The sequence below is a fragment of the Streptomyces bohaiensis genome, from assembly GCF_012033785.1.
GTDB classification, from domain to species: Bacteria; Actinomycetota; Actinomycetes; order Streptomycetales; family Streptomycetaceae; genus Streptomyces; species Streptomyces bohaiensis.
In genome coordinates, this window is the sequence record NZ_JAAVJC010000062.1 from 1 (window position 1) to 22267 (window position 22267).

Here is a 22267-nt window from a genome sequence, read left to right on the forward strand (position 1 = left end):
GGGGCACCGGCTGTGGCCGGTGCCCCCACCCGCGTGTCCGGCAGCCGCCGGGGGTCAGTCCTCACCGGCGGTGGCCCGCCCCACCGCCATGCAGACGAAGCCCTGGGAGGCCAGTTCCTCCCGGTCGAGGGTGTTGCGCCCGTCGAAGAGGACCCGCCCCCGCATGCGGTGCGCCACGTCCGACCAGTCCACGTCGCGCAGTTCGGCCCACTCGGTGACGACGACGAGGGCGTCGCAGTCCTCGGCGGCCTCGGCGACGGTCTTGGTGCGGCGCACCCGGGTGGTCCAGGGTTCCCGGTCGGGCAGCCGGGCCATGGGGTCCCAGCCGGTGACCTCGCAGCCCTCGGCGAGCAGCCGGGCGGCGAGGACCTCGGAGGGGGCCTCGCGCATGTCGTCGGTGTCGGGCTTGAAGGTGAGTCCGAGGAGCGCCACGCGTCGCCCGCGCAGTCCGCCGAGTCGGTCCTTGAGCCGCTGCACGGCGCGGCGGGGCTGGAGGTCGTTGACCTCGATGACGGCGGAGAGCAGCTGGAAGGGGTGTCCGCTGTTGGAGGCCATGGCGCGCAGGGCGCGGGAGTCCTTGGGGAAGCAGGAGCCGCCGTACCCGAGTCCCGCGTTGAGGAAGTGGGGGCCCAGCCGGTGGTCGAGTCCGACCGCCCGGGCCACTTCGAGGACGTCCGCGCCGGTCCGCTCGCAGACGGCGGCGATCTCGTTGATGAAGGTGATCTTCGTGGCGAGGAGTGCGTTGGCCGCCAGCTTCACCATCTCGGCGGAGGCGACGCCCATCACCTCGACCGGTGCGTCGATGCCCTCGTGGAGCGCGGTGACGAGCCGGGCGGTCTCCGTCTCCTCGGCGCCGATCACCACCCGGTCGGGGCGCAGGAAGTCGCGGACCGCGCGGCCCTCCGCGGTGAACTCCGGGTTGGAGGCGTAGCCGAGGTGTCCGAGACCGGAGGTCTCGAGAACGCCGCGGATCTGCTCGCCGGTGCCGACGGGGACGGTCGACTTGACCACCAGGGCCTTCAGTTCCGGTGCCGACCCGAGCTCGGCGACGACCGACCACACCCGTGACAGGTCGGCGTCTCCCGAGGCGGAGGGCGGGGTGTCCACGCACACGAACGCGACCTCCGTGCCCTCCAGGGCCTCCGCGGCGTCCAGGGTGAAGGTCAGCCGGTCGCGGTTCTGCCGGAGCAGGTCCTCGAGCCCCGGTTCGTAGAGCGGGACCTGGCCGGCGCGGAGCATCTCCACCCGGGCGGGGACGATGTCGCGGACCACGACCCGGTGTCCCAGTGAGGCGAGGCAGGCACCGGTCACCAGACCGATGTAGCCCGCGCCGAACACACCCACACGCATGCGCAGGCTTCCTTTCGCGAGGTTCAGCAGAGAGGGGCACAGGTCTCCGGGCGGCGGCCTGTGCACGGCGGAGCTCCGGGGCGTGCGGCGTCCGCAGCGGCCCACGGGTGCTCGCGGTCACTGCGGGCGGGTCGGGGGGCGCAGCCCTTGTTCCTCCAGCATCGCGAGCAGGCTGTCGACGCTGACATCGTCCGGTGGTGCGTCGGGGCCGCCCCACCGGGTGTCGTCGGTGCGCAGAACACCGGAGACGTCGGCCACGACCGCGTCCAGCTCCTCGCCGGGCGCCGCCAGCAGCAGCGCCCGGCGCACGGCGGACGTCCGCTCCAACCTGGCCCCGAACTCGTCCGCCGGTCCGGTGATCTCGACGAGGCCGAGCCCGTCGGTGTCCGCCTCCCGCACCAGTGCGGCCAGGCCGTCGGGGGCGGGCCGCCAGCCGGGGGCGCACCGCAGCCGGAACGGCGCGGGGAAGGAGGTCCGCGGCACCTCCGCGGCGAAGGCGACCCGGCCCTCGTGGGCGTACTCGTCGCGGACGAGCCGCAGTTCGACCAGCGGGTCGCCGAACACGCTGCGGCGTTCGCCGGTGAGCCGCTCCCACGGGCCGACGAGCGTCACCCGCACGTCGGGGAGGGTGCCGTCGAGCACGGGGTCCACGGTCGCCCGCACGTCCTCGGCGGTGGCGTCCGCGACCTCCACCACGACGTCGACGTACGGCACGAGCCACTGGCGGCGCCGGCGTCGCGCGAGCCGCATCGTGGGAACGCGGTGGGTCAGGTGGGGGCGGATGAGTCGCAGCAGGCCGCCCTGTTCGCGTTCGATGGTGGGGGCGCCCAGGTGCCAGGAGCGGGCCTCGGGCTCGGGCACGAACACGGCGCCCGCCTGGGAGAGGCGGTAGCCGAGTTCGGTGTCCTCGCCGAGGATCATCCCCGGATCGGAGTCACCCGCCGACCGCAGCAGGTCGCGGCGGACGGAGGCGGTGGAGCCGACCAGCGTGGTGCCGACGCTCGGGCCTGCGGCCCGCAGGTCGTCGGTGGCCTCGCGGACGGCGTCGATCCAGCCGTTGGGGCGGCTGGTCTCCTCGTCGTAGAGGGTGTCGGCCGCGCCTCGGGCCACCGCCTCGTGGACGGCGGCCGGGGTGAGGTCGCCCGGCTTGTGGTCGACGACGCGGCGGCTGCCGAGGACGACGAGGTAGTCCGCGAGGTGGTGCCATCGCAGCTGCGCCTCCAGGTGCTCCCGGTGGGCGAGGGTGTCGTTGTCGATCCAGACGACGACCTCTCCCCCGGCCTCGGCGGCTCCCGTGCGGACGGCGTGGCTGCGGCCCCACCCGCCGTCGGCGGAGGGGACGAGCCGGGTGTTCTCGGGGGCGATCCCGGGGATCCGGATGGGCGGGGAGCTGCCGTCGTCGACGACCACGACCTCGGTCAGGTGCGCGGGGTAGGACTGCGCGGCGAGTGCGGCGAGGGTGAGGTCGAGGGCGTCCTGGCCGTTGTAGGCGGGCACGACGACGGTGGCCGTCAGGTGCGGCTCCCACTTCCCGAGGGCGGGTGGCTCCAGGACCCCGTGGTCGTTGCCCCGGATGCGGGGCTGCGCGCCCCGCACGGTGGGAGCCGGATCTCGGGGACCGGCCGGGTCGGACAGGTCGGACGGGTCGGACGGCTGTGCGGTCGGGGTCATCCCACGAGTCCTTCCAGGTGGTCCACTGCGGCCTCGACCGGGGGGAGGGTCATCATCCGGCGCTGCGCGGCGCGGGCCCCGGCCGTGGCGGCGGCGTCCCCCACCAGCCGGTCGCAGGTCTTGGTGACGTTCTCCGCGTCGGCGTCCATCACCCGCAGGCCCACGCCGAGTTCGGCGGTGCGGTTGGCGTTGTGCTCCTGGTCGCCGAAGAGCGGGAGGACGGCCATCGGCACGCCTGCCCGCAGCGACTCGCGGATGCTGTTGTACCCGCCGTGGGTGAGGAACAGCTGGGCGCACTGGAGCAGTTCCGGTTGGGGGAAGTGGTCGACGACGTGCACGTTGTCGCCGGCGAGCGTGGGGTCGACGGGGATGCCCGCGGTGGCGACGATCGCCGTGCAGTCGATCTCCGAGAGGCCCGCTATGTACGCCTCGGGGACGTGCGAGAGCGGGTTGTCCGTGGCGGCCTCCGGCAGGGTCCCCTCCTCCGGGGTGAAGTCGGTGAGCAGGGTGCCGGTGGCGGCGATCACCAGCGGCCGGTCGGCGGGGAGCTCCGCCATCCACTCCGGGAGGCGCTGGGCGCGGGTGACGACGGGCGACTGCTGGTAGGCGAAGGCGTCGGGCAGTCCGGGGCGCGCGTAGGACAGGGAGGCGGGCACGCAGTCGAGGCGGCCGTGCCGGTAGATGGCCAGGGGGTCGTCGTCGGCCGGGAGACCGAGTTCGTCGCGGCGCTCGGCGAGCGCTCCGGTGACCAGTTCGGGGTCGAGGTACTGGCCGGTGCCGGAGGGTGCGGGCACCTGGACGACTCCGAGTGTCTCGGCGACCAGGAACCCGGCGAAGTCGGTGCCGTCGCGCAGCAGGAGGTGCGGCGCGAACTCGCGGGCGATGGGCAGCAGGAGACGGTAGTTGTCGCTGAGGTGGGGGCCGCAGGCGGGCAGCATCCACAGCCGCTGGTCGTGCAGGTCGAGGTCGGGCGGCAGGGTGGCCCGGCCGTCCATGAGGGCGCCCATCACCTGGTCGGAGAGTTCGGCGAACTCGACCCGCACGGTGGCCTTCTCGTGAGCGAAGACCCGTGCGGGCCCGGGCGGTGCGACCACCAGGACCTCGTGTCCGGCCCCGGACAGTGCCCGGACCAGGGGGAGCATGGCGCGGGCGTGGGAGGGGGTACCCGTCACGGTGCACAGAACGCGCATGGGGAACCTTTCGGGCTGGTGGTCGGCTCGGGCCGGCGGGTCGGGCGAGAGCGGTGGGCGACGGCGGGGGGCTCATGCGTCCCCCGGCCCGTCGTGGGGAGCGCCCGTCCGCCGGGCCGGAGGAGGGCTCCCGGTGCGTGGTCAGGGGCGCAGGGAGGCGGTCATCTCGGCGACCAGCGATCCGGCGTGCGGGTTGACGAAGAAGTGGCCGCCCTCGTAGAGGCGCACGTCGTGGCGAGCCCGTGTCAGCGCCCCCCAGGCGCGGAGTTCGTCGGCGTCGGCGCGCGGGTCACGGGTGCCGCCGAAGACGGTGAGCGGCGTGGTGAGAGGGTCCGCGGGGGCGTGCCGGTAGTTCTCGTTGACCTCGAAGTCGGCGCGCAGGGTGGGGAGGAAGACGTCGAGCAGCTCGGGAGCGCCGAGCACCTCCTCGGGCGTGCCGCCGATCGCCCGTAGGTGCGGCACGAGTCGGGGGGTCGGCAGGTCGTACAGCCGGGCCCGCGTCTCGGGAAGATGCGGCGCGGCGCGCCCCGAGACGTAGAGGTGGACCGGGGCGGGCAGCCCCTCGTCGCGCAGCCGGCGGGTGAGCTCGTAGACCACCAGCGCGCCGAGGCTGTGCCCGTAGAGGGCGTAGACCCCGTCGAACTGTCCGTCGAGACAGGTCATCAGGTCGTCGAGGAGGGAGTCCAGCCGCCGGTGCGGCTGCTCCTGGTAGCGCTCGGCGCGGCCGGGGGGCTGGAGCGGGCAGAGCTGCACCCCGTCGGGGGCGAGGGCACGCCAGGAGGCGAACGCGCCCGCGCCCGCGCCCGCGTTGGGGTAGCAGAACAGCCGGGGCCCGGAGACATCGGGCTCGCCCAGGGGCAGCCAGGCGCGGGTGTCGCGGCGTGAGGAAGCCGTGGTCACGAGAGCTCCACCGTCAGGTAGGGGGGCGCGGGCTGGATGCGGCCGAGGTCCGCCTCCAGGACGACGTGGTCGCCCTCGCGCTCCGCCTCGGTGAAGCCGGCGAAGGCGTAGGTGACGTACATCATCCGGTTGCGGCCGGTCTCCACGAACTCGGCGCGGAGCGAGGCCCCGGCCTCCGCGGCGAGGGTCATGATGTGGTTGAGCAGGACGGTGCCCACGCCGCGGGACATCACCCGGCAGGACATCAGCATCATGCGCAGGTGCCAGACGGGGCCGGCGCGTTCGACGAGGGCGAGGCCGATCTTGCCGTAGGAGCCGAAGCGGTCCGTGAGGGAGGCCACCAGCAGGAGGTGGTCCGGGGAGCGGCGCAGTGCGTCGAGCTCCTCGTAGGAGTACGTCCTTCCGGTGGAGTTGAGCTGGTTGGTGCGCACCGTCAGCTCCTCGGCGCGCTGGAGGTCCTCGGTGCCGGCCTCGCCGATGGTGAACTGCATGTCGAGGGTGGCGAGGAACTCCTCGCCGGTGCCGACGTGCTCCTGCTCAGCGCGGTCGCGGACGACCGCGCTGCGGTACATGGAGCGGCGCGTGCGGGACTCGTCGGTGACGAACTTCGGCCGGAAGCCGGGTTCCCGCAGGACGGCCAGGTCGAGGGCGTCGACGACGGTGATCTCGGGCAGGCTGTGGGCGACCTCGGCGCGTTCGAAGGGCTGGTCGTCGACGAAGGCGAGGGCGTCGAGCCCGATGTTGAGCGCGGAGGCGATCTCCTTGAGGGACCCGGACTTGGGGTTCCAGTTGATCCGGGGGTAGAGGAAGTACTCCTCCAGTCCCTCGGCGCGCAGCCGTTCCATGGCGTGGTCGTGGTCGTTGCGGCTGGCGACGGAGTGCAGGACGCCCAACTCGTCGAGCCGGCGGATCTCGGCGACGACCTCCGGGCGGACGGTGACGGTCTCGTCCTCCAGGAGGATGCCGTCCCACAGGGTGTTGTCGAGGTCCCAGACGACGCACTTGATCTGTCCCGGGCGGGGTGCGGTCACGTCCGCGGCGGCGGTGGGGTCGCTCACCGGGTCACCTCCTGGTGGGCCTGTTCGGCGATGGTGATCTGCTGGAGTTCGGTGGAGCCCTCGATGATCTCCATGACGCGGGCGTCCCGGTAGAGCCGGGCGACCGGGTGCTGCGGGGAGCACCCGGCGGCACCGTGCAGCTGCAGGGCGCTGTCCGCGCAGGAGGCGGCGGCGGTGGACGCGTGGTACTTGGCGACCATGTTCGCCATGATCATCGCGGGATCCTCGGCGTCCTTGAGGCGGGCGGCGTCGCGGCACAGCAGCCGCGCGGTACGCAGCGCGGTGACCATGTCGCTGATCCTGCGGCGGACGAGCTGCCGGTCGAAGAGCGGGCCGTCGGCCGTCATCCGGGTGCGGGTGTGCGCGACGGAGGCGTCCAGACAGGCCTGGATGATGCCGACGCAGCCGCTGGCGACGCTGAGCCGGCCGAGGTCGAGGGCGGAGGTCATGACGGTGCCGGCGGCCCAGCCGAGCGGGCCGAGGACGGCGTCGGCGGGCAGCCGCACCTGCTCGAAGCGGATCTCGGCCAGGTGACTGGCGCGGGTACCGAGGACCCCGGTCAACGGGGTCACGCTGACACCGGGGGCGTCGCGGGGCACCAGGAAGGCCGTCATCCCACCGCCGCCTTGCGCGAACACCAGGTAGAGCCCGGCGAGTTGTCCGCCGGTGATCCACTTCTTCCGGCCGGTCAGCAGCCAGTCGTCGCCGTCCGGGGTGGCAGTGGTGCCGGAGACGTCGGCGCCGGTGCCGCTCTCCTCGCCGGTGAGGCCGAACGAGCCGAGGAGCGAACCGTCGGCGAGGCGGGGCAGCCAGCGAGCCCGCTGCTCGTCGGTGCCCCAGTGGTGGACCGACCACGCGACCATGCCGTGCACGGTGAGGAGACTGCGCACGGAGGAGCAACCGCGGCCGACCTCCTCGTGGAGCCGGGTCAGGCCGCTCATCGGCAGTGCGCGGCCGCCGTGCTCCGGAGGCAGGAAGGGTGCCCACAGGCCGAGTTCGCCGACCCGCCCCAGGATCTCGGGGGGTAGGCGCTCCTCGCGGTCCCACGCGTCGGCGTGCGGCACGAGCTCCCGGTCGACGAACTCCCGTACCGGGGCCGGCAGTGCGTCCTCGGCGAGGCCGGCGGCCGCCTCTTCGGTGATTGCCACGTCTCTCCCGCTCTCGTCGGTCAGGCCGTGGTGGAGGCGGCGGTGACCCGCTCGACGACCCCGGTGATCGAGGTGACCGAGCGGAAGTTCTCGCGGCGCAGTTCGTTGTTGGGGACCCGCACGGCGAAGGTGCGCTCGACGAAGACGACCAGCTCCATCGCGAAGAGGGAGTTGACGAAGCCCATCTCGAAGATGTCCTGGTCGTCGTCGAAGGTGACCTGCGGGAACCGCCCGCTGATGAACTCACGTACCTGCGTGCGGATCTCGGTGCTGCTCATGGGGGTGTCTCCTTGCTGAACGGAGAGGAACGGGGGGTGAGGCGTCAGGGGCGCGGGGCCGGCAGGGGTCAGCGGGCGGCGGGGAGGGCGTCCCGGCTGCCGGTGACGGCGGCGCCCGAGCCGTCGTAGCGGTAGAAGCCCTGGCCGCTCTTGCGGCCGTGCAGACCGGCGTCGGTCATCTTCTTCAGCAGCGGGCAGGGCCGGTACTTGCTGTCGGCGTAGTGCTCGTGCAGCACCTCGACGCTGTAGAGGATCGTGTCGACGCCGATCAGGTCCGCGGTCTCCAGCGGCCCCATGGGGTGCCCGAAGCAGCTGCGGAAGACCTCGTCGACGGTCTCCGCGTCGGCGACGCCCTCGTGGACCAGGAAGGCGGCCTCGTTGACGGTGAGCATCAGGACCCGGTTGGAGACGAAGCCGCAGGCGTCGTTGACGTCGATGGCCTTCTTCCCCATGGAGTCCAGCAGGTTCCGCACCCGCTCCAGCGCCTCGGGCGTGGTGTGGTGGCCGGGGATCAGCTCCACGGCGGGCTTCATCGGCACGGGGTTCATGAAGTGCACGCCGACCACCCGCTCGGGGCGGGAGGTGAGGGAGGCGATGCGGGTGATGGGGATCGCCGAGGTGTTGGCGACGAACACCGCGTCGGGGTGGGCGGCGGCGTCGAGCCCCGGGTAGAGCTCGCTCTTCAGCTCCCAGTTCTCGGTGATGTTCTCGATCACCACCTCGCTGTCGGCCAGGAGGGCGAGGTCGGTTCCGCCGGTGATCCGGGAGAGGACCTCCTCGGAGTCGGTCTCGGGGCCGCCGAACATGTGGCTGAGGCGGCAGTTGAGCCCGATGCGGGCCAAAGCCCGCTCGACGGTCTGCGCGTCCCGGTCGATCAGGACGACGGTGTGGCCGCGCTGGGCCAGGTTCTGTGCGACGCCGGTGCCCATGACACCCGCGCCGACCACTGCGACGTTCGTCACCGCTGTGCTCCTTCCGCCGCCGCCCTCGCGGCGGTCAGTTCCTTGCCGAAGGCCCGGACCGTGGGATGGGCCAGCAGCGTGTCGGCGGGCATCCCGCCGAAGGCCGTTCGGACTCGGGCCATGAGCCGCACCGCGGCCAGCGAGTGGCCGCCGAGGTCGAAGAAGCTGTCGTGGGCGCCGACGCCGTCGATCCCCAGGATGTCGCCCCACATGCCCGCGAGCGCCGTCTCGGTCTCGCCGACGGGCTCCTCGTACGGCACGGACAGCGGGGGCCGCGGGTGCCGCTCCTCGGGAGCGGCGTCCTCCCCGTCGTCCAGGGAGCCGGTCCACTGGGCGAGGCGCTGGTCCAGCGGGCCGATCGACACCACGAGGTGGCCGGTGCGTCCGTGCAGCGCCAGGGTGCGCTCGAAGATGTCCACGCCCTCCTCCCCCGACATGCCCAGCCCCTTGACGGTGGCGCCCAGGGTGTCGTCGGTCCGCTCCCCCACCAGCCAGGAGTCCCAGTCGACGGTGAGCCAGCCGGCCGTGCCGGAGCCGGGCTCCGCGACACAGGCGAGCGCCTGGGTCAGCGCGTCCAGGCCGGCGTTGGCCGCCGCGTAGGGGCCGTGGGCGAGCCCGCCGAGGAGGGAGGAGATCGAGGAGACCGCGATCCGCACCGGGGCCTCGTCGGGCCGCAGCAGGTCCTCCAGGACCCGCAGTCCGCCCGTCTTGGCGCCGAAGTGCGCCTCGCAGGCGCGGCGCGGCAGGTCGACGACCGGCCCGAAGCAGTCCGAGGACTGCACCCCCGCCGCGTGGACGACGGCGTCGATCGTGCCGAACTCCCGCCGGGCGGCGTCCAGGACGCGGGCCATCCCCTCCCGGTCCGCGATGTCGGCCCCGGCGGCCAGGACCCGCGCGCCCGCCTCGCGCAGCCGCAGCACGGTGCGCACATGGCGCGCGGCGCGGTCGTCCGCGGTGGCGGCCGCCAGCAGGGCCGGCCACTCGGCCTCGGGGGGCAGGGGGGTGCGTGCGGTCAGGACCAGGTTGCAGGAGCGGGTGGCGGCCAGGTGGGCGGCGAGGACCGCGCCGACGTCGCCGAGGCCGCCGGTGACGACGACGGTCGCGCCCTCCCGGAGGGGGCCGTCGGCGGCGCGGGTGTCGGGGTCGACGGCGGGCAGGCGCAGCGGCTCGAAGCCGCGCACCCAGCGGCCGCGCGGGCGCAGCGCGACCGGCTCCGCGGCGGGGTCGGGGTCGACACTCTCGGCGAGGACCCGGGCGGCGAGGATGTCCGCCGCGGTGCCGGTGCCCCCGTCGTGGCCGCCGATGTCGACCAGCCGGCAGGCGATGTCCCCGACCTCCTGGGAGATCACGCGTGCCAGTCCCAGCAGGGTGGCCTGTTCGGGCGCGGTGAGGTCGCCGCCGACGGCCTCGACGGCGCCGGTGGTGCAGCTGACCAGGGTGACCCGTCCGGTCGCCCGGTCGGTGGCGAGGGCGCCCGCCAGGGCCTGCACGGTGTAGTAGCCGCGCTCCTGGGCGGCGGCGAACCGGTCGGCCGCGCCGAACCCGCCGTCGCCGCCGACCGTGTTCCACAGGTGGAGGACGGTGCGGGGGCGCCCCGCGGTGGTCAGCAGGTCGGCGAAGCCGTCGCGGCAGGCGGGGTCGACGGCGTGGCCCTCCTGCGCGCCGTGGACCGTGGCACCGGCGGGGGTGAGCACCGTGACCTCGGCGCCGGCCTCGCGGAGCAGCCGTGCGGCGGCCACGCCGACCTCGCCGTCGGCCAGCACCCACCACGGGCCGGCGTCCCGCAGGTCCCGGGGGCCGGCGGCCTGCGGGGCGGGGAGGCGGTGCCAGACGGGGTGGGCGAACCAGTCGGCGCGGTCCTCCAGGCGTCCCTGCGGCACGGCGGGGCCCGCTCCGGCCGTGGGATGGGCGACGCGGTCGAGGAAGTAGCGGCGCCGTTCGAACGGATAGGTCGGAAGCGGTACCCGGCGGCCGCCGGAGGGCTGCACTGCGGTCCAGTCCGGGTCGGCGCCCGCCAGCCAGACCCGGGCGGCCTCCGCCGGGTCCGCCGGCGCGGTGGTGGGGGCGCCGCCCGCGGCCGGGCCGTGGGCGCGGGAGCGTTCGGCGTCGGCGAGGGCCGCGACGGCGTCCGCGACGGTGTCGCAGGTGACGGCGAGCCGGTAGGGGAACCCGGTGCGGCTGATCTGGAGGGTGTACGCGATGTCGGCGAGGTCGTCGTCCTGGGCTCCGCTGTCGGCCAGGTGGTCGCGGAGCCGGTCCGCCGCGGCGGCGAGCGCGGCCGGGGTCCGCGCCGACAGGGTCAGCACGTGGGGTCCGGCGGCCCCCGGGGCGTTCCGTTCGGCGGCGGGGGCCTCCTCCAGGACGACGTGGGCGTTGGTGCCGCCCGCGCCGAAGGAGCTCACGCCCGCGCGGCGGGGGTGGTCACCCCGGTCCCAGGGGAGGTTGGCGGGCAGCACCCGGAGCCGGTCGGAGGCCGCGGCCAGCGCGGGGTTGGGGGTGCGGAAGCCGGGAGTGCCGGGCAGTTCCCGGTGTTCGAGCGCGGAGACGGCGCGGATCAGGCCGGTCACCCCGGAGGCGCGGTCGAGGTGGCCGATGCACGGCTTGACGGAGGCGAGCACGAGCGGGCTCTCGCGCGGCGCGCTGAACGCCTTGTCCATCGCGGCGAGTTCGATGGCGTCGCCGAGGCGGGTGCCGGTGGCGTGGCATTCGACGTAGTCGACCGTGCCGGAGTCGATCCCGGCGACGGAGAGGGCGCCGTCGATGACGGCGCGCTGCCCGGCCGCGGAGGGAGCGACATAGGCACCGCGGTCGGCACCGTCGTTGTTCACGGCGGAGCCGAGGATGACGGCGTGGACGTGGTCGCCGTCCCGGAGCGCGTCGCCGAGCCGCTTGAGCGCGACCACCCCGACGCCCTTGCCCCACACGCTGCCGTCGGCGTCCGCGTCGAGGCTGCGGGCGCGTCCGTCGGGCGAGAGGATCGAGCCCTCCTCGTAGGTGTAGCCGGCGGGCATCGGGTCCTCGACCGACACGCCACCGGCCAGGACGGTGTCGCACTCGTACGTCAGCAGGCTCTGCACGGCGACGTGCACGGCGACCAGGGAGGTGGAGCAGGCGGTCTGCACGCTGAGGACGGGGCCGGTCAGGCCCAGCTTGTAGGCGACCATCGTGCACAGCGAGTCCGACATGGTGCTGATGCCGTACTGGCCGCTGGTGATGGTCGCCATCACGTCGGGCCGGGCCAGGACGTGCCGCAGCCCGTAGTGGCTGAAGCCGACGCCGCCGACGACGCCGACGGTGCCCGGCATGTTCTGCGGCGGGTAGCCGGCGCTCTCCAGCGCCTCCCAGCAGCATTCGAGGAACAGGCGGTGCTGGGGGTCGGTGATCTCGGCCTCGCGGGGGTTGAACCCGAAGAAGGAGGCGTCGAAGTCGCCCACGTCGTCCAGGGGCGCGCCGCGCCGCACGTAGCGCGGGTCGGCGAGGACGGCGGGGGGCACGTGTGCGGCGGCCAGTTCCTCGTCGGTGATCTCCCGGATGCCGCTGAAGCCGTCCGAGAGTCCGCGCCACAGGGCGGCGACGCCGGCGGCGCCGGGGAACCGGCCGGACATGCCGATGACGGCCACACGGGTGTCGAGGTGGTCGTCGGAGAAGTCGTCGGAGGGGTGGTCGCCGGAGGCGCCGGTCTGGGTCGTGTCGCTGCTCATTCGCCCGCCGTCTTCCTGTTCTTCCGGGCCCGCCGCAGTCCGGCGCGGCGCTGGTCCCCGCGCGCGCGTTCCCCGGCGGGGGGTTCCTGGTGGGTGGCGTCCCCGCCCTCGACGTACCGGGCCATCGCGCTGACGGTCGGTGCCTCGTAGAGGACGTGGGGTGGGAGGTCGTCGACATCGAGGCGGCGGCGGATGCGCGCCATCACCTCCATGCCGGTCAGCGAGTTGCCGCCGAGCGCGAAGAAGCTGTCGGCGGTGCCGACCCTCTCCAGGCCGAGCATCTGGGCCCAGACCTCCGCGATGGCGGTCTCCGTCTCGCCCGCCGGCGCCACGTACGGCGTCAGCAGGTCGGGGCGGGGGTGGTGGGCGCCGTCGAGCCAGGTGTCGCGCGCCTTCCCGATGGTCTCGACGTTGAACAGCGTGCTGTCCCTCGCCATGGCCGCGAAGTCCTGGGTGCTGACGACGACATGGGGTTGGCCCAGTTCCAGGGAGCGCAGCAGGGCGCGCCATCCGGCGTCGAAGCCGATGCCGAACGTCGCGCGGTTCTCCCGGAAGTAGTCGCGCATCTCCGGGTCGTAGCCGGCCATGCCCGCCTCCCAGGCGTTCCACTGCCACTCGCCCCAGCCGATGGAGACGGTGCGGAGCGCCCCGGGGCGCCGGGCGGCGGCGTGGGCGTGGATGTCGAGGTAGGCGTTGGCGGCGCAGTAGTCGAGCTGTCCGGGGCCGCCGCCGGTGGCGGAGGTGACGGAGGAGAACAGCACGAGGAAGTCCGCTCCCGCCCCTGCCAGCGCGTCCTCCAGGGCCCGGGTGCCGGCGATCTTGGGCGCCATGACCTTGGCCATCTCGCTCTCGGTCTTGAACTGCATCAGCCCGATGCCGGGCAGTCCGGCCGCGTGGAGCACGCCGTGGAGGGCGCCGAAGCGCTCCCGGGCGGTGGCGACCGCGGCGCGGGCGGTGGCGGGGTCGGCGATGTCGCCGGTGACGACGGCGACCTCCGCGCCCCGTTCCTCCAGCCCGCGCACGCCGGTCACCCGGCGCCGCACCTCGTCGGTGACGGTGGGGTCGGCGAGGATCGCGTCCCAGGTGTCGCGGGAGGGCAGCCCGGTGCGGCCGACGAGGACGAGCCGCGCCCGGCAGTCGCGGGCGAGCCGCTCGGCCATGGCGAGGCCGATGCCGCCGAGGCCGCCGGTGACGAGGTAGACGCCCCGCTCACGCAGGGGCGGCGGCGCGGTGCCGGAGTCGGGCGCCGTCGCTCCGGTGCCGACCGCGGCGGTGCCGGCCGGGTCGGGCTCCCGGGCGTCGGCGGGGACGGGGACGGACTCGTAGTCGGGCAGCCAGCGCCGGCCGCCGCGCAGGGCGACGACGGGTTCCCGTCCTCCGTCGCCCAGTTCCCCGGCGACCAGGCGGGCGACGGCCCCGGCGCCGGCGCTGTCCCCGGCGTCGAGGTCGACGAGACGGCAGGAGACGCCCGGGTACTCGAGGGGGATCACGCGGACCGCTGCCAGGAGGGTGCTCAGCGCGGGGTGGAGGCGTTCCGTGCCGGTGACGGCCGCGGTGCCGGAGGCGACGACGTCCAGGCCCCACTTGGCGAGTCCGGAGTCGCCCATCGCGCGGGCGAGGGCGGCGAGGGTGTGCAGGCCGTGGGGCAGCGCGTCCTCGGGGGCCGCCGCCCCGTCCGGGGCGGTGCCGGGGACGCGGGACCACAGGTGCACGACGCGGTCGGGTACTCCCCCGTCGTCCTTGAGTTCGCGCAGCAGCGCCCGGAAGGCGGCGGCGTCGCCGGGCCGGACCAGGTGGTCCCCCTCGGGGGTGCGGGGCAGCCTGCCGCCGCGCGGGGGCGGGTCCTGGTCGCCGGGGCGCACGACGACCACGCTGCCGCCGGCCGCTCCCAGCCGTGCTGTCAGCTCGTCCGCGACCGCTGCGCCGTCGGGGTCGTCGTCGCGGGCGCCGGCGAGCACGAGCCAGCGGGCGGCGGGGAGCCGGCCGCTGCGCGGCGCCGTCTGCCGCCACACCTGGACGTGCAGCCACTCGTCCTCGGGCAGCAGCGGCAGCGGCTGGGGCACGAGGGTGCCGTCGGGGCGGCGCACGGCGCCGGACGGCCGGGCGGCGGCGTCGGGCGCGGGGCGGGCCGGTGCGTCGGCGCCGGTGCGCAGCCAGTACTCGGTGCGTTCGAAAGGGTACGAGGGCAGCGGGACGCGGCGGGGGCGGCGCTCCCCGTGGTGGGCGTGCCAGTCGACAGGGACCCCGGTGAGCCACAGGCCGGCGAGCCCGTCGGCGAGGGTCCGGTCGTCCGGGGCGGGGTCGGCTGCCGCGGGCAGGGTCGCGAGGACCAGCGGACCGCGCTCGGGCGGGCAGTCGGGGTGGCTGCGTGCCATGGCGCCCAGGGACCGGCCGGCGCCGATCTCCAGGAACGCCGGGTCGGGATCGGCGAGCAACCGGGTCAGGCCGTCGGCGAAGCGCACCGGCGAGACCATGTGGCGGGCCCAGTAGCCGGGGTCGGTGACCAGGTCGGCGGTGACGGGCCGGCCGGTGAGGCAGGAGATGTAGGGGACGGTGGGCGGCTGGGGCGTGAGGTGGTCCCGGACCCAGTCGGTGAGGGCTTCGCGGGCGGGCTCCAGCATCCGGGTGTGGAACGCGTGGGTGGTGGCGAGGCGCCGGTGGGCGATCCCGGCGTCGGTCAGTCGCGCGGCGAACGCCTCGACGGCCGCCGGCTCGCCGCCGACGACGCTGAGGTCGGGCCCGTTGACGGCGGCGAGGTCGATTCCCTCCGCCTCCCACTGGCGGATCCGGTCCGTGACCGCCCGCTGCGGCAGTGCGACCGCGAGGAGGGCTCCCGCGGGCAGCCCGCCGATCAGCCGGGCCCGGAACGCGACGAGGCGCAGCGCGTCGGTGAGGGTCAGGACGCCGGACAGGCAGGCGGCGACGTACTCGCCGAGGCTGTAGCCGAGCATCGTGGTGGGCCGGACGCCCCAGCTCTCCAGCAGCCGCGCCAGGGCGTACTCGGCGACGAACACCGCCGGCTGGGCGATCTCGGTGCTGTTGAGCGGGGACTCCTCGCCGTCGTCCTCCGCCGCGCCGCGATCGCGGCCGAGGGCCGCGAGCAGCGGATCGGCGGAAGCGGGCCGGGGACCGGTCAGCAGGGGGACGACGTCGGCGTCCAGGAGGGGGCGCAGGATCTCGGCACACTCGTCGACCGCTGCGGTGAACTCCGGTTCACGCCGGTACAGTTCGCCGACCATCCCGGGGTACTGCTCGCCGACGCCGGCGATGAGGAAGGCGACGGGCCGGTCGACGACGGCCTCGTGGCGGGCGAGGGCGAGCGCGGGGTCGGCACCGTCGGCACCGGTCAGCCCGGCGGTCGAGGCGGCGACCATCGCCCGGCGGTGCTCGAAGACGGCGCGGCCGGTCTGGGCGGTGAACGCCACCTCCGCCAACGGCGGGGCGTCGCCCCCCGGTGGGTCGGCGAGATGGGCCCGCAGCCGCCGCACGGACTCGTCCGCGGCGGTGGGGGTGCGTCCCGAGACGGGGACGACGTGGTGGCGGCGCCGGGTGGCGTCGTCACCGGTCTCCCGTGCAGGGGCGTCGGGGGCCTCCTCGAGGACGACGTGGACGTTGGTGCCTCCCATTCCCAGGGAGTTGACGCCGGCCAGGCGCCGGCGGCCCTCCGCCACGGTCCACTCCGCGAGGGTGGTGTTGACGTGGAAGGGACCGGCGGCGAAGTCGATGTCCGGGTTGGGGCGGGTGAAGTGCAGGCTCGGCGGGATGCGCCGGTTGCGCAGCGACAGCACGGTCTTGATGAGTCCGCTGGCGCCGGCCGCGGCCGCCAGGTGGCCGATGTTGGTCTTCACCGAGCCGATGGGGACCCGGCCGCGCGGCCCGTCGTCCCCGAAGGCCTTCGTCAGGGCGGTGACCTCGATCGGATCGCCGAGTTCGGTGGCGGTGCCGTGGCACTCGACGTAGCCGATCTCCCCGGGCTCGACCCCGGCGTTCGCGAGCGCGTCGGACACCACCCGCGCCTGGCCGACGACGCTGGGCGCGGTGTAACCGACTTTCAAGGAACCGTCGTTGTTGACGGCGGAGCCGCGGATGACGGCGTGGACGTGGTCGCCGTCGGCGATCGCGTCGGAGAGGCGCTTGAGCAGCACCGCGCCCGCGCCGTCGCCGAAGAGGGTGCCGGAGGCGTCGGCGTCGAAGGTGCGGACGTGGCCGTCGCGGGTCTCCATGCCGCCGGGCAGGTAGAGGTGGCCGGTGCGGTCGGGGACGTGGACGGCCACGCCGCCGGCGAGGGCGAGTTCGCACTCCCCGGAGCGCAGGCTCTGGCAGGCGAGGTGGGTGGCGACCAGCGCGGTGGAGCAGAACGTCTGGACGCTCATGCTGGGACCGGTCAGCCCCAGCTTGTAGGAGATGCCGGTGGCCAGCGAGTCCTTGTCGTTGCCGATGAGCGAGGCGTAGATGTCGGCCTCCCCCTCGATCGCGCCGCCCCCGGAGAGGTGGGAGCCGAGGTAGGTGCTGACGTTGGAGCCGGCGAACACGCCGACGCGTCCCCGGCCGTGCTCCGCGCCGTAGCCCCCGTCGTCCAGCGCCTCCCAGCAGATCTCCAGCATGAGCCGGTGCTGCGGGTCGGTGATCACCGCGTCGCGGGCGCTGTAGCCGAAGAACGCGGCGTCGAACCCCTTGATGTCGTCGAGCACCGGCTTGACCGGCACGTAGTCCGGGGAGCGGAACTCGGTCTCGGGCACGCCCGAGGCGCGCAGTTCGTCCTCGGTGAAGCGCGTGACGGACTCCACGCCGTCCGCGAGGTTGCGCCAGAACTCCTCCGGGCCGGGCGCGCCGGGGAAGCGGCAGGCGAGCCCGACGACTGCGATCGGCTCGACGCCCCCGTGCTCGCCCTCCGGGGCGTCCCGGCGGGGCCGGGTGCGGGCGGTGGGGGCGGTCCGGGTCTGCGGCGCGGCCTCGGGCTCGGTGGTGCCCGCGGTGCGGTCCAGGAGGGCGGCCATGGTCTGCACCGTGGGCGCCTCGAACAGCGACACCGGTGAGACCGCGATACCGAAGGTCTTCTGGATGCGCTTGACCAGCTGGAGCGCCATCAGGGAGGTGCCGCCGAGGTCGGCGAAGTTGTCGCGGGAGCCGACGCCCTCGATACCGAGGACGTCCTCCCACACCTCGGCGAGCCGCCGCTCGCGCTGACCGCTCGGTGGCACGTACGCCTGGGCGAGGGCGGGGCGCGGGAAGCGGTCCCCGGCCGGACGCACGAGGGTGTCGGGGTCGTCGGGGCCGCCCGGCGCGGTCGCGTCCGTCCCGCCGCCGAGCCACTGGGCGGCGCGCGCCTCCAGGTCACCGGCGCTGACCACGGTGCGGGGCGCGGGGGCGGCCAGCACCCGGTCGAGGGCGGCCAGGGCCTGTTCCTCGGTCAGCGAGTGCTGGACCTGGGTGGCGCCGACATCCTGCCCGTCGAGGGCGGCGGCGGTGGCCGCCCAGGTGTCCCAGTTGACGGTGAACCAGTGGGTGGCGGAGCCGGCGTGCCGGTAGGGGACGGCGTCCAGGCAGGCGTTGGCGGCGGCGTACCCCGCGAAGCCGAGCCCGCCGAGCACGGTGGAGACGGAGGAGAAGAGCAGGCAGTGTCCGACGGGTTGCCCCGCCAGGACGCGTTCCAGCACGGCGGTGCCGTGCAGCTTCGCGGTGAAGTGGATGTCCCGGACGTCCGCGTCGAGGAGGGCGAGCGGCCCGAAGTGGTCGGGTGAGGTGACGGCGGCCAGGTGCACCACGGCGTCGATCCGGCCGAAGCGGTCGACCAGCCCGTCGACCACCGGCCGCAGCGCCGCCTCGTCGGTGACGTCGGCGACCGCGTACTCGACGCCCACGCCGCTCTCGGCGAGGCGGCGCAGCCCGCGGAGGCGGGCGGCGAGCGCGGGGTCGGTTCCGTCGTCGGCGAGGAGGCCGTCCCAGCTGTCCTCGGCCGGCAGCGGGCGCCGCCCGGTGAGGACGACGGTGGCGCCGTCCCGGCCGAGATGGCCGGCCAGCAGGAGCCCGACCTCGCCGAGGCCGCCGGTGACGAGAACGACGCCGTCCGGCCCGACCGTCAGGGCGGGCGCGGCGTCGGCGGCGTCGGCGTCGGCGTCGGCGGCCGGTACGAGGTCGAGGGCCGAGCGCCGGGCTCCGCGGACGGCCAGCGCGTGGCGGCGGTCGCCAGCGCCGAGTTCGGCGAGGGCCGCGTCGGCGGCGGCGTCGATGCCGTCGGCGGCGAGGGCGACGTCAAGGGTGCGGACGTCGAGCGAGGGGTACTCCTGCGGCACGACGAGGCTGGTGCCGTGGACGGCGGCGCGGGCCGGTACCGGCCGTTCGCCGGGCAGGACGGCGCGTGCGGAGTCGGTGACGACGACCACGCGGGCCGGGGCCGTGCCCAGCACCGGCGCCAGCGCGCACAGTGCGGTGTGCCCGAGGAGCAGGGCGCGTTCGGGATCGTGCTCGGTGGAGGCGTCGGCACCCCAGAGGTGGAGCACGGCCGAGGGCGCGCCGGCGTCGGCCAGCAGGGCCTGCCAGTCGGCCGGTTCACCGGGGCGGACGACCGGTCGGTCCCCGGCGGCGTAGGCGTCGCCGGGGCGGACGAGCAGGCACGCGCGCCCCTGCGCCGCGGCCGACGCGGCGACTGCGGCGGCCAGCCCGCTGTCGTCGGCGAGCACCCACAGGGGGCCGTCGGGAGCGGTGGCCGCGCCCGCTGCGTCCAGGGGCGCGGGCGTCCACCGCGGAACGAGGATCTCCGCGCCGGTGCCCGCGGCCGGTGCGGCCGGGCGGCCGTCCGGTGCGGTGAGCGATGGCTCCGCAGGGGCGCCCCGGTCCGCGGCGGGGGCGTCCGGCGGGTCGATCCAGTACCGGTCGCGGGCGAACGGATACCCCGGCAGGGACACCTTCCGCGGCTCACGCCCCTCGTGGTAGGCGTCCCAGTCCACGTCGGCTCCGGCGAGCCAGAGCTGGGCGACGGCCCGGGCCAGGGTCTGCTCGTCGGAGGCGGGGTCCGCCTCCGAGGGCAGGGTGGGGATCAGCAGCGGCCAGCTCTCGGGCGGGCAGTCCGGGTGGTTGCGGGCCATGGCGCCGAGGGACTGCCCCGGGCCGATCTCCAGCAGGGCGTCCCGGCTGCCCGCCAGGAGGTGCCGCAGCATGTCGGAGAACTTCACGGCCGAGCACATGTGGCGTGCCCAGTAGCCGGGGTCGGCGAGCTGCTGCTCCGTCACGGGGCGGCCCGAGACGTTCGACAGGTAGGGGACGCGGGGCGCCGTCGGGCGCAGGTTCTCGCGGGCCCAGTCGGTGAGCTCCGCGGCGACCGGTCGCATCATCTGCGAGTGGAACGCGTGCGAGGTGCGCAGCGGTCGGAACGGCAGCCCGTCGGAGGTGAGCCGGTCGGTGAGGGCGCGCACCGCGTCGACCGGCCCGGAGATGACGCTCATGGCGGGGCCGTTGTGCGCGGCGATGTCGACGCCGTAGCTGGTGCGCGGTGAGTAGGTCGCGGTGACGCTGGCCGCCGACAGCGGGACGGCCGCCATGGCACCGGGCGGCAGCCCGGCGATCAGCGTGGCGCGGACCGCCACCAGGCCGGCGGCCTCCGGCAGGGTCAGGGCCCCGGCGAGGCAGGCGGCGGCGAACTCGCCGACGCTGTAACCGGCGAGGACCGTCGGCCGGATGCCCCAGGACATCAACAGGGTGCCCAGGGCGTAGTCGACGGCGAAGACGGCCGGCTGCACGATCTCGGGCCGGGCCAGTGCCGCGGAGTCCTCGCTGTCGTCGGCGCGCCCGAGCAGCCGTGCGAGGTCGTCGCCGCCTCCGGTGCGCTCGGCGACGAGGGCGGCGACGGGGTCGGTGCCGAGGTGGGGGCGGAGTTCGGCGACGCAGGCGTCGAGCGCTGCGGCGAACACCGGCTCGGTGCGGTGGAGGCCGGCGACCATGCCGCGGTACTGCTCGCCGACGCCCGCGAGCAGGAAGCCGACGGGGCGTCCGGAGGTGGCGTCGCGGCGGGAGAGCACGTGGTGCGCTGCCTCCTGCCCGCCGAGGGCGTCCACGGCGTCGGCGGCGGAGCCGGTGACCAGGCACCGCCGGTGCTCGAAGACGGCGCGTCCGGTCTGGAGGGTGTACGCCACGTCGCCGAGGTCGCCCTCGGCAGCCAGGTCGTCCCCGCTCAGCGCGGCGGCGAGCCGCTCACCGGTGCGGGCGGCGGCGTCCTCACTGCGCGCCGACCAGACGAGCAGCTGCTGAGCGCGCGGGGGGAGCCGTTCCTCGCGGTCGTCCGCGGGCGCCGCCTCCTCCAGGACGACATGGGCGTTGGTGCCGCCCATGCCGAAGGCGCTCACCCCCGCCCGCCGGATGCGCTCGGGGCGGCGCGGCCAGGGGGTGAGCGAGGTGACGACGCCCAGCTTCTCCCCGGAGCGTTCCAGTTGGGGGCTGGGCCGCTCGAAGTGGAGGGTCGGCGGGATCTCCTCGCGGTGCAGGCTGAGCACGGTCTTGATGAGACCGGTGACGCCGGCAGCGCGGTCGAGGTGGCCGAGGTTGCTCTTGGCGGAGCCGATGAGGCAGCGGTCCACGGCGGGCACGTCGAAGACGCGTTGGAGGGAGGAGATCTCGGCCGCGTCACCGAGGGGCGTGGCGGTGCCGTGCGTCTCCACGTAGTCGATGTCGGCGGGCCCCAGTCCGGCGCTGGCCAGTGCCTCGGAGACGACGGCGGCCTGGCCCCGGACCCCGGGGGCGGTGAAGCCGACCTTGTCGGCGCCGTCGTTGTTGACGGCCCAGCCCCGGATCACGGCGTAGATCCGGTCGCCGTCCGCCTCGGCGTCCTCCAGCCGCTTGAGCGCGACGACGCCGACGCCGCTGCCGACGGGGGTGCCCTGGGCCGAGGCGTCGAACGGCCGGCACAGGCCGTCGGGCGACGTCATGCCGGCCTCCTGGTGGAGGTAGCCGACGCGGTGGGGCACCGAGACGGTCACCCCGCCGGCGAGCATCATGTCCGCCTCGCCGCTGACCAGGGTGGAGCAGGCCGCGGAGACGGCGACGAGCGAGGTCGAGCAGTAGCTCTGGACGCTGTAGCAGGGACCGGTGAGGTCCAGGACGTGGGCGGTGCGGGTGGCGAGGGAGTCCTTGTCGTTGGCGATGGCGATGGCGACCTCGCCGGCCGTCTCCAGGACGGCGGGGTGGACCGCCAGGTTGTGGAGGAGGTAGGAGCTCAGCGCCGAGCCGGCCACGACACCGATCGATCCGTCGAACCGCGCGGGGTCGGCGGCCGCGTCCTCCAGTGCGTGCCAGCAGGTCTCCAGGAAGAGCCGCTGCTGCGGGTCGAGGAGCTGCGCCTCGCGCGGGGTGTAGCCGAAGAAGCCCGCGTCGAACAGGTCGATGCCCTCCAGGACCGAACCGGCCCGGACGTAGGCGGGGTCGGCGAGCAGGCTGTCGGGGACGCCGTTGGCCCGCAGTTCCGCCTCGTCGAAGCGGCTGATGCCGAGGCCGCCCGCGCGCAGGGAGCGCCACAGGTCGCGCACCTCGGCGGAGCCGGGGAACCGGCCGGCCATGCCGACCACCGCGACCGCCGGCCCGTTGTCGGTCTCGGGGGTCGCCTGCGTGAGCTGACGTTCCGTCATGGATGACTCACCTGGCCTGTCCTCCTGCGTTCGGGGCGGTGGCGCGGACGATGTCGCGCTCGGGGCGGCGAGCGGGGGCGAGGGGCAGCGAACGGGGCGGTGCACCGTGATGCGCGCCTCACCCTAGGCGGGGCGACCCGGGCCCCCAATGACACCGGTCCACTGCCTGCCCATCTCGAAGTAATCGCTGTGACCAGGCACGACGCGGTTCGTCGGCGGGGCCGGCGGGGCTCCCGGCGCCCGGGGCCCGGAGCCCCGGGCGGTGCGTCGGCCGGCGCCCGGAGCGGCCTCGCGGGACTCCCCCTCAGCTGCCGCGGCCTCGGCATCAGCCGCTTCGACGAGGCGGAACTGCGGGCCAACGGCGTCCCCGACAGCCTGCTCGCCGACCCCGCCTA

Annotated in this window: 11 protein-coding genes; 1 reads left to right on the top strand and 10 read right to left on the bottom strand. The window is 75.0% G+C overall.

Going from position 1 to position 22267, the window contains the following annotated elements; translation table 11 throughout:
• Positions 1–54: 54 nt before the first annotated feature.
• The 10 genes from HCN52_RS09990 to HCN52_RS10035 all read right to left on the bottom strand — a co-directional run bounded on the left by HCN52_RS09990 (position 55) and on the right by HCN52_RS10035 (position 21872).
• Positions 55–1350 carry a UDP-glucose dehydrogenase family protein gene (locus HCN52_RS09990; RefSeq protein ID WP_168088048.1) on the bottom strand — a complete coding sequence of 432 codons (1296 nt, stop codon included), beginning with the start codon at positions 1348–1350 and terminating at the stop codon, positions 55–57.
• A gap of 117 nt (positions 1351–1467) precedes the next feature.
• Complete coding sequence (locus tag HCN52_RS09995) at positions 1468–3021, bottom strand: glycosyltransferase family 2 protein (protein WP_168088049.1); 1554 nt, start codon at positions 3019–3021, stop codon at positions 1468–1470.
• On the bottom strand, positions 3018–4211 hold the full coding sequence (locus HCN52_RS10000; protein ID WP_168088050.1) for a glycosyltransferase: 1194 nt from the start codon (positions 4209–4211) through the stop codon (positions 3018–3020). The genes HCN52_RS09995 and HCN52_RS10000 overlap by 4 nt, the downstream gene beginning before the upstream one ends.
• Before the next feature lie 141 nt (positions 4212–4352).
• Entirely contained in the window at positions 4353–5111 is a 759-nt protein-coding gene (locus HCN52_RS10005; RefSeq protein ID WP_168088051.1) for a thioesterase II family protein, read from the bottom strand.
• Complete coding sequence (locus tag HCN52_RS10010; protein ID WP_168088052.1) at positions 5108–6169, bottom strand: HAD-IIIC family phosphatase; 1062 nt, start codon at positions 6167–6169, stop codon at positions 5108–5110. Before HCN52_RS10010 ends, HCN52_RS10005 begins: the two co-directional genes overlap by 4 nt.
• Positions 6166–7317: an acyl-CoA dehydrogenase family protein gene (locus HCN52_RS10015; RefSeq protein ID WP_312876628.1), complete on the bottom strand. Its 1152-nt coding sequence runs from the start codon at positions 7315–7317 to the stop codon at positions 6166–6168. Before HCN52_RS10015 ends, HCN52_RS10010 begins: the two co-directional genes overlap by 4 nt.
• A 20-nt stretch (positions 7318–7337) precedes the next feature.
• Entirely contained in the window at positions 7338–7595 is a 258-nt protein-coding gene (locus HCN52_RS10020; RefSeq protein ID WP_168088053.1) for a phosphopantetheine-binding protein, read from the bottom strand.
• Positions 7596–7663: 68 nt separating this feature from the next.
• Positions 7664–8557 carry a 3-hydroxyacyl-CoA dehydrogenase family protein gene (locus tag HCN52_RS26160; RefSeq protein WP_168088054.1) on the bottom strand — a complete coding sequence of 298 codons (894 nt, stop codon included), beginning with the start codon at positions 8555–8557 and terminating at the stop codon, positions 7664–7666.
• Positions 8554–12258, bottom strand: a complete 3705-nt coding sequence (locus tag HCN52_RS10030; RefSeq protein ID WP_168088055.1) for an SDR family oxidoreductase — start codon at positions 12256–12258, stop codon at positions 8554–8556. The genes HCN52_RS26160 and HCN52_RS10030 overlap by 4 nt, the downstream gene beginning before the upstream one ends.
• Positions 12255–21872 (bottom strand): type I polyketide synthase, encoded by a 9618-nt coding sequence (locus tag HCN52_RS10035; RefSeq protein WP_168088056.1) that lies wholly within the window; start codon positions 21870–21872, stop codon positions 12255–12257. Before HCN52_RS10035 ends, HCN52_RS10030 begins: the two co-directional genes overlap by 4 nt.
• 189 nt (positions 21873–22061) lie before the next feature.
• Between HCN52_RS10035 and HCN52_RS24705 the strand changes: the two genes are divergently transcribed.
• The coding region (locus HCN52_RS24705) for a hypothetical protein (protein ID WP_209314368.1) at positions 22062–22267 on the top strand (206 nt) is incomplete at its 3' end.